This is a genomic window from Waterburya agarophytonicola KI4 (genome assembly GCF_020640915.1).
Lineage (GTDB): Bacteria > Cyanobacteriota > Cyanobacteriia > Cyanobacteriales > Xenococcaceae > Waterburya > Waterburya agarophytonicola.
The window spans coordinates 33,954-41,129 of record NZ_JADWDC010000044.1 but is presented as its reverse complement, the minus strand read 5'-3'; the positions used below and the strand labels follow the sequence as shown (position 1 = coordinate 41,129).

Below are 7,176 nucleotides of genomic sequence, written 5' to 3'. Positions count from 1 at the left end.
TACCCAAAACCAATACCGCAGATTTAAATTTTTCTGTCAATGCGTAAGTCCTATACTTTTGCTGAAACTTTTTTATTAAGAAACTTTACTAAATCATAAATATCTTGTTACTACATAGTGTTTGTAGTGGTGCGACAACACCCGTTCGAGATACTCTGATTGAAGCAGTTTTTTTATTTAATTTTTAATATTCTGATGACCGCTACAAATACTAACTCAACCAAAAAGTCTCAACCTACCCCACCCCCTGCTGACTCCCAAAAAAAAGTAAGTCAGTTAATGCAACAGATACAGGATGAAATCTGTGCTGGCTTAGAAGCAGTCGATGGAGGGGGAAAGTTTCAAGAAGATAGTTGGGAAAGAGAAGAAGGCGGTGGGGGGCGATCGCGCGTATTGTCAGATGGCGGTATCTTAGAACAGGGTGGGGTAAATTTCTCTGAAGTCTGGGGTAGCCAGTTACCTCCCTCAATCCTCAAACAACGACCAGAAGCAGCAGGACACGGATTCTATGCTACAGGAGTATCTATGGTATTGCATCCTCGCAGCCCATATATTCCTACGGTTCACCTCAACTATCGTTATTTTGAAGCAGGTCCAGTTTGGTGGTTTGGTGGTGGTGCAGATCTAACTCCTTACTATCCTTTTGCCGAAGATGCGACCCATTTTCATCGTACCTTTAAAGAGACTTGCGATCGCCATCATGCAGAATATCACCCCGTATTTAAGAAATGGTGTGATGAATATTTCTACCTCAAACATCGCGACGAAACTAGAGGTGTCGGAGGATTATTCTTTGATTATCAAGATGGTACGGGAGAATTATATAAAGGGCCTCATCCCGATAAGGCAGCAGCACAACATAGCAAGGAAGTAGGAGAAATTAGACATCGCAGTTGGTCAGATCTCTTTAATTTCGTACAAGACTGTGGCAAAACTTTCTTACCTGCCTATGTACCGATTATTGAAAGACACAAAGATACAGAATATGGCGAACAGCAGCGCAATTTCCAACTATATCGTCGCGGACGCTATGTAGAGTTTAACTTGGTTTACGATCGCGGTACTATTTTTGGCTTGCAAACCAATGGACGTACCGAATCTATTTTGATGTCTCTACCTCCTTTAGTTCGTTGGCAGTATAATTATCAGCCAGAACCCAATACCCCTGAAGCAGAATTATATGAGACTTTCCTCAAGCCCCAAGATTGGGTTAATTGGCAAGGTTAGTTTTATTAATATGCAGTTTAAAGGCACTGCAGCTTAACTACTGTTATGTCAAGAAGAGTAGCTAGCAATAGAGTTGATAATTGCTGGCTTTTTTTTATGGTGATTTGCCTAATTCAACTATGCGATTGCCTCACTGATTGGGGAAGTTGAACTTAATCTTAAATTTATATCGCTTTTTCTATGAAAATGACCCAGATCTTGCCGTTATTGAGGTGGAATATGGCATTTCTTATCAAAATAGCTTGACCGATATTTTTACTGAAAATAGCGATTTAACTGAAGAGGATTTGCCTGAAGTTATTTTCAAAGTAGATAATATTTAGTAGCGAATTAATTTGGTAATTATTTTCATTGTCAAATAATTTAGCGATCGCATCTTCCTTTAAATCAAGAAATGCGATCGCTTGAAGGATTGAAGTTTTAGATAAATTCCTGGATTTTATGCCAGACTCTCTCTGGTAAATCTTCTCTACTATTATCAAACCAATTAATTTGTTTATTTTTCTGAAACCAAGTACGCTGTCTTTTAGCAAACTGACGAGTATGGGTAATAGTTAAAGCGATCGCTTCGTTTAAGTCAATCTCCCCTGCTAAGTATTGTTTAATTTCGCCATAACCAAGGGTATTTAATAAGGGCAGATCTGCGCCATATTTCTGACAGAGATACTTTACTTCATTCACTAATCCCATTTCGATCATTTGATGGGTGCGAGTAGCAATGCGCTGATCTGATGCAGGAACATCACAATCTAACCCGATTTGTAGAATTGGATAATTAGGTGGATTCTCTCCTTGTTGCTCGGAAATCGGAATTCCCGTGGTATAAAACACCTCTAAAGCCCTTAAAGTTCTAAATTGGTCGTTAATGTGGATTTTTTGGGCTGCTTTGGGGTCTACTTGAGATAACCAACTGTGAGCTTGAATTTGTCCGATTGCCGATAGTTGCGATCGCAATTCTGGCTGAGGCGACACCCGAGGAATTTTTAAGCCTTTGGTAATCGAATCTAAATATAGTCCCGTACCACCCACTAACAAAAGAGGGCGATCTAAACGATCTTCTATAATTGCTTGGGTTTGCTGTTGATATTCTGCCAAGGTTAAGGTTTCTGTAGGCTCGCAGATATCAATTTGATAATGATCGACTAGTTGTTGTTCTTTTGAGGATGGTTTGGCTGTGCCGATGTCAAACTCGCAATAGATCTGCCTTGAATCGGCACTAATAATAATTGAATCCAAACGTCGAGCTATTTCTAAAGCCAAACTAGATTTACCGCTAGCAGTCGCACCACAAATAACAATCAACATATACAAGCTCGTTTTAGACAGCCATTGTTAAGGGTAAAACATTTTGAGAATGGATTTACGCAATTTATAACTACTTCGACAACCAACTCTCTTAAGAAACATTTTCAGTCATAGAGGGTTGACTGTAGTTTAGACTAACGAAAAGGCAGAGGGAGAAAAGAGATAAAGAATGAAGAACAAATGGGGAGAAAATGAAAATAGCTTAAAAATTCAAAATAAATGCACCCCATTTACTATTAAATTATTCTACAATAGAGGAAGTTAAAGAAATATTTTAACTCTAGAATATATAGACATAGTTGAAAAGACAGGCGATCGCTGTGCCAAATAAATTGATTGAATTGGGAATTAGTCAGCGTGGGTAGACCAAAGTTAGAAAGGGATACTTTAAGAGTTAGAGTCGATCCACATACTCCAAATAAACTCAAAAAGATGGCTTTGGAGCTTGGTTTTCAGTGGGGGAATAATGGCAATACTGGAAAGTTTTTGGATGCGATCGCGCTATTAAGTGTTGAAAATGTTAAAAAGCTTTTGGAGAACAAAGATGACTAATCAAATCAAAGATTTGCATGATCGCGATTTTAATTTATGGACAGAGCAAATGGCGATCGCTATTGAGAATCAAGATCTTAAAACTATGGACTGGGCGAATCTATTAGATGAAATTCAAGATATGGGAGCAAGTCAAAAAAGAGCTTTAAGAAGTTACTACTATCGACTTGTAGAGCATGTTTTAAAACTTAGAGACTGGCAGGTGGAGAGAGAAAGAAATCAAGCTAAGTGGCGTGTGGAAATATTGAATTTTCGCAGAGAGATTCAAGATATACTAGAAGACTCTCCAAGTCTAAAAAAGTATCTCAAAGAGAATCATGTTGCTTGGTTCAACAAGGCTACAGATGGAATTGGCAAAAGTCGATTGTTTTTGGTTGAAGATCTAACACCAATACCTTTAGATAAAATGCTGGACGATGATTTTTTTGGATAATTATCTGATGTTCCTGAAGGCATTTCCATTGGCTCTGGAACTATGGAATTGACTAACTCTAATGTTATTCTCTCATTTCTGGTTCTTGAATAGTAAGTTATTTTTGCTCGATGCCTAAGAGTTATTCGCGCCAATGATTGACGATCACTCTTAACCAACGACTTTTGACCACACCCTATACTAACGGAGTTCTGATGGTTATTATAAGAAATCAAATTGATGAACTTCAAAAATCAATTGATGCCCTCAGAGACAGTTGGTCAGACTTATACTCCGATCTAGAAGATAAGAAAAAATCTTACTTCTCGATTAGAACCCGCGAACTAACTCTTCTTTTCGTCCCGCTTTACGTTGGTTGCCCTACTTCTTATGGATATTATTTAAAATAATTTGTCAAATAAACTTTACAAAACTTTAAAATATTGTTATATTAGTTTACATAGAGAAGTGAACACGAGGAAAACAACCATGTATACAACCACCCAAACCGACAACGGAGTTATCAATAATTACGCTAGAGAGCCTAAAATGACCTATGCCTCTATGCCAGATTTTTATCAACAGCGTCGCTATTTGAAACAAGGCGCGATAGCAGCTTTATTCGTATCTTTAGTAGTGTTTATGTCTTTTCTAGTTAGTTAGACAATACTAAATTTACTGGCTTCAACAAATTTTATCTTCAACATTGATTTCTCCTACTCAGCCTTGGCATATTGTGCCAAGGTTTTTTGTTGGATATTTGTTGGCAGTAGTTCAATCTCCTCGGAATGATAATCTATCAAAGTCAGCTTTTAATAGAACATTGAATGTCTCGAATACTGAATTTTAGTTTCAAGGTTTGGATTTTAGCAACAGGTAGACTGCTATTAGGAATCGGGACGGGCTTTACATTATTTTATGCACCGATCTTTTTTGTCAATCAGGTAGGACTTTCTTCAACTCTAGTGGGTGTAGCCTTGGGTAGCGGTTCAATTTCGGGGGTTTTCGGCAGATTTTTAGGGGGGCAATTATCCGATACTCCCAGTTGGGGACGCAGAAAAACTTTGTTAGTTGCTTCTGCAATATCAGTATTAGCAGACGTAGTTTTATCTTTGACCTCAAACTTTCCCACCTTGATTTTAGGTAACTTGTTAATGGGATTTGGCAGCGGAATGTATTGGCCAGCCACCGAAGCAGCAATTATCGATCTGACTGTTCCCGAACAACGTAATGAAGCTTTTGCAATTACTCGATTAGCAGATAGTTTGGGCTTGAGTTTGGGGGTAGTATTGGGCGGGGCATTAATTGCTAGTTCTGGTAACTATCGCGCTTTATTTATAATTGATGGAATTTCTTTTATAATTTTCTTTGGCGTAATTTATTTTGCGATCGCCGAAACCTTTCAATTTCAAATACAAAAATCCACATCAAACCAAGAAAATGGCTGGTCTTTGGCACTGCGCGATCGCGCTTTGATGGTATTTGTGGCGGTCAATATTTTGTTCACCATCTACCTATCTCAAGTACAAAGTACCATGCCGTTATATCTCAAAAACTTTGTCCAATTGGGAGATACGGGGACGGGTTTTTCTGAGCGAGTAATTAGTGGTTTGTTTACTTGGCACATTGCTTTTGCTGCGGTTTGTCAGTTACCCGCAGCTTGGTTGCTCAATCGTTTTAATCGCATTACGGGCTTGAGTTTCTCTTTAGTATTGTGGGGCATCGCCTTTATTTTAGTCTGGGTAACGGGAAATGCATCAGATAATCTTCTCTTTTGGGCAGCTTTGACTTTAGGGGTGATGTCTTGGGGAATGATTACTTATACTCCCATTGCTTCTGGACTAGTTGCAGATTTAGCCCCCGAATCTTTGCGCGGAGTATATTTGTCGATCAACTCCCAGTGTTGGGCGATCGGTTATTTTGTGGGTCCTCCCTTGGGAGGCTGGGCGTTAGACCATCCCGAATCGATTAATTATTTTTGGCTTTTCTTTGCTGCTTCGGTTTTAATCGGCATAGTAATTTTGCAATATTTGCATCAATTGATTGATACTAAATAATTGCGATCGCACCTTTGTCTGTTTTAGGATGCTGATTATTCTAAAAATTCAGGAATAACAGCGATACATTCAATCTCGACTAGCACATCTTTCGGCAAACGAGAAACTTCCACGCAAGCGCGGGCGGGGGCTGTTTCTTCGTCAAAGTACTCAGCGTAGACTTGATTCATCGGGGTAAAATTAGCTAAATCAGAGAGAAAAACGCTAGTTTTAACTATGTTATCCCAGTTTGCTCCTGCTTCGGTCAATACTGCTTTAATATTGGACATTACTTGCTTGGTTTGAGCTGCAATATCGCCTTCTCCTACAATATTTCCCGACTGAGGATCTAGAGGAATCTGTCCTGCTAAAAACAGCATTGTTCCAGAAGCAGAGATCGCTTGATTGTAAGGGCCAACGGGTGCGGGGGCTCGATTGGTACGAATAACTTTTTTAGACATAAGACTTTAAAACTAATCCTAATATTAATAGTAGGGAACTCGATAAATATAAATTAACTGCAATAAATTTACTATTGCTTACTTTTTCGGGAATAGCATGATAGCGATTGACATGACTGACAAGGTGATAAGCAAAGGGCAAACTACCAAAAATGATTAAGCTCAATAGGGGTAAAGCTCCCCCAACAATCAAAATTAAGGTAACAATATAGATACTGGTTGTGGCGATCGCTAATACTTTTGCCCCCAAACTAGTACCCAAACGGACAATAGGCGATCGCTTTCCCGCTGCTAGATCGTCTTCTATCTGATGGAAATGAGAGCAAAATAAAATAATTGAGGTACTAATCCCAATGATGCTAGATATCGCTAAACTAGTCCCTGAAAATTGCTGAGTTTGAGCATAATAAGCTGCCGAGACTGCCCCTGGCCCAAAAGTAAAGAAACAAATTATTTCTCCCAACCCCAAATAGCCCAAGCGAAAAGGAGGACCTTGATAGGTATAACCCAAGCAACAACATACTAAGATCAACCCCAATACGTTCCAGTCTTGTTGCCACCAAGATAAAGCAATGATGCCACCCATACCCAAGCTCAAGCAAATATTAGCTATCCAAAAAACCAATGACTTATTACCAGTCAGATTGACTACAGAATGAGCTTTGTTAACATCAATACCCGTTTCTGAGTCAAATACATCGTTACTTAAATTGAGCCAAGCAATAATCAAAATTGCCGAACCTAAAAATGTCAAGAATATTTGGGGTTGAAAAATACCCGTTTCAAAAAAAGCGATCGATGTCCCTACAGCAATGGGGGCAATGGCTACGCTGTATATTGGGGGTTTAATGGCAGCAAGCCATAAACCACGATCTTGTTTGCTTATTTGCTTGGTAGTCATGGAGATTAGACAAGGGTCAAGATTGACGACTGTGCCGCTATAAATTACGACCTCTTGTACCCTATCAGGTATAACGGATCGTGTTTAGTTAGTTTCACGAAAGTTCATCTTTGAATCTTTAGGGCGATCGATTTCGATGCTATCGATTCAACTCAAAACCAAAACAACTGATTATTCACTATTTACTGCTAATTACTCGAACATACCGATACTAGGACTATTGCAGTCAGTAGCCTATAATGTATATCATAAATTTACCTTTTTTATTAGTAAGTAACTCAT

9 protein-coding genes are annotated in these 7,176 nt (G+C 38.9%); 6 read left to right on the top strand and 3 right to left on the bottom strand.

Translation table 11 applies throughout. The features are described from left to right. The first annotated feature begins 195 nt into the window (after positions 1-195). Together hemF and I4641_RS16065 are read left to right on the top strand one after the other, a co-directional pair. Positions 196-1,227, top strand: coding sequence for an oxygen-dependent coproporphyrinogen oxidase (gene hemF, locus I4641_RS16070; protein WP_229641592.1), 1,032 nt, complete (start codon positions 196-198; stop codon positions 1,225-1,227). A 146-nt stretch (positions 1,228-1,373) separates the two neighbouring features. After that, positions 1,374-1,550 carry a hypothetical protein gene (locus tag I4641_RS16065; RefSeq protein WP_229641591.1) on the top strand — a complete coding sequence of 59 codons (177 nt, stop codon included), beginning with the start codon at positions 1,374-1,376 and terminating at the stop codon, positions 1,548-1,550. 97 nt (positions 1,551-1,647) lie between these two features. Here I4641_RS16065 and miaA read toward each other — a convergent pair whose 3' ends face one another. Continuing rightward, positions 1,648-2,532, bottom strand: coding sequence for a tRNA (adenosine(37)-N6)-dimethylallyltransferase MiaA (gene miaA / locus I4641_RS16060; RefSeq protein WP_229641590.1), 885 nt, complete (start codon positions 2,530-2,532; stop codon positions 1,648-1,650). Positions 2,533-2,868: 336 nt separating this feature from the next. On the opposite strand from miaA, the gene I4641_RS16055 reads away from it, so the two are divergent. The 4 genes from I4641_RS16055 (at position 2,869) to I4641_RS16040 (ending at position 5,553) form a co-directional block, all read left to right on the top strand. After that, entirely contained in the window at positions 2,869-3,084 is a 216-nt protein-coding gene (locus I4641_RS16055; protein WP_229641589.1) for a hypothetical protein, read from the top strand. Then, positions 3,077-3,517: a DUF29 domain-containing protein gene (locus tag I4641_RS16050; protein WP_229641588.1), complete on the top strand. Its 441-nt coding sequence runs from the start codon at positions 3,077-3,079 to the stop codon at positions 3,515-3,517. The genes I4641_RS16055 and I4641_RS16050 overlap by 8 nt, the downstream gene beginning before the upstream one ends. A 468-nt stretch (positions 3,518-3,985) precedes the next feature. Next, on the top strand, positions 3,986-4,159 hold the full coding sequence (psb34, locus tag I4641_RS16045; RefSeq protein WP_229641587.1) for a photosystem II assembly protein Psb34: 174 nt from the start codon (positions 3,986-3,988) through the stop codon (positions 4,157-4,159). A 164-nt stretch (positions 4,160-4,323) separates the two neighbouring features. After that, positions 4,324-5,553, top strand: a complete 1,230-nt coding sequence (locus tag I4641_RS16040) for an MFS transporter (RefSeq protein ID WP_229641586.1) — start codon at positions 4,324-4,326, stop codon at positions 5,551-5,553. 35 nt (positions 5,554-5,588) lie between these two features. On the opposite strand, the gene I4641_RS16035 is transcribed toward I4641_RS16040, so the two are convergent. Then, entirely contained in the window at positions 5,589-5,993 is a 405-nt protein-coding gene (locus tag I4641_RS16035) for a RidA family protein (RefSeq protein ID WP_229641585.1), read from the bottom strand. After that, the gene (menA, locus tag I4641_RS16030) at positions 5,986-6,894 is read right to left on the bottom strand and encodes a 2-carboxy-1,4-naphthoquinone phytyltransferase (RefSeq protein ID WP_229641584.1); all 909 of its coding nucleotides are present in this window, start codon (positions 6,892-6,894) and stop codon (positions 5,986-5,988) included. Before menA ends, I4641_RS16035 begins: the two co-directional genes overlap by 8 nt. Positions 6,895-7,176: the final 282 nt, after the last annotated feature.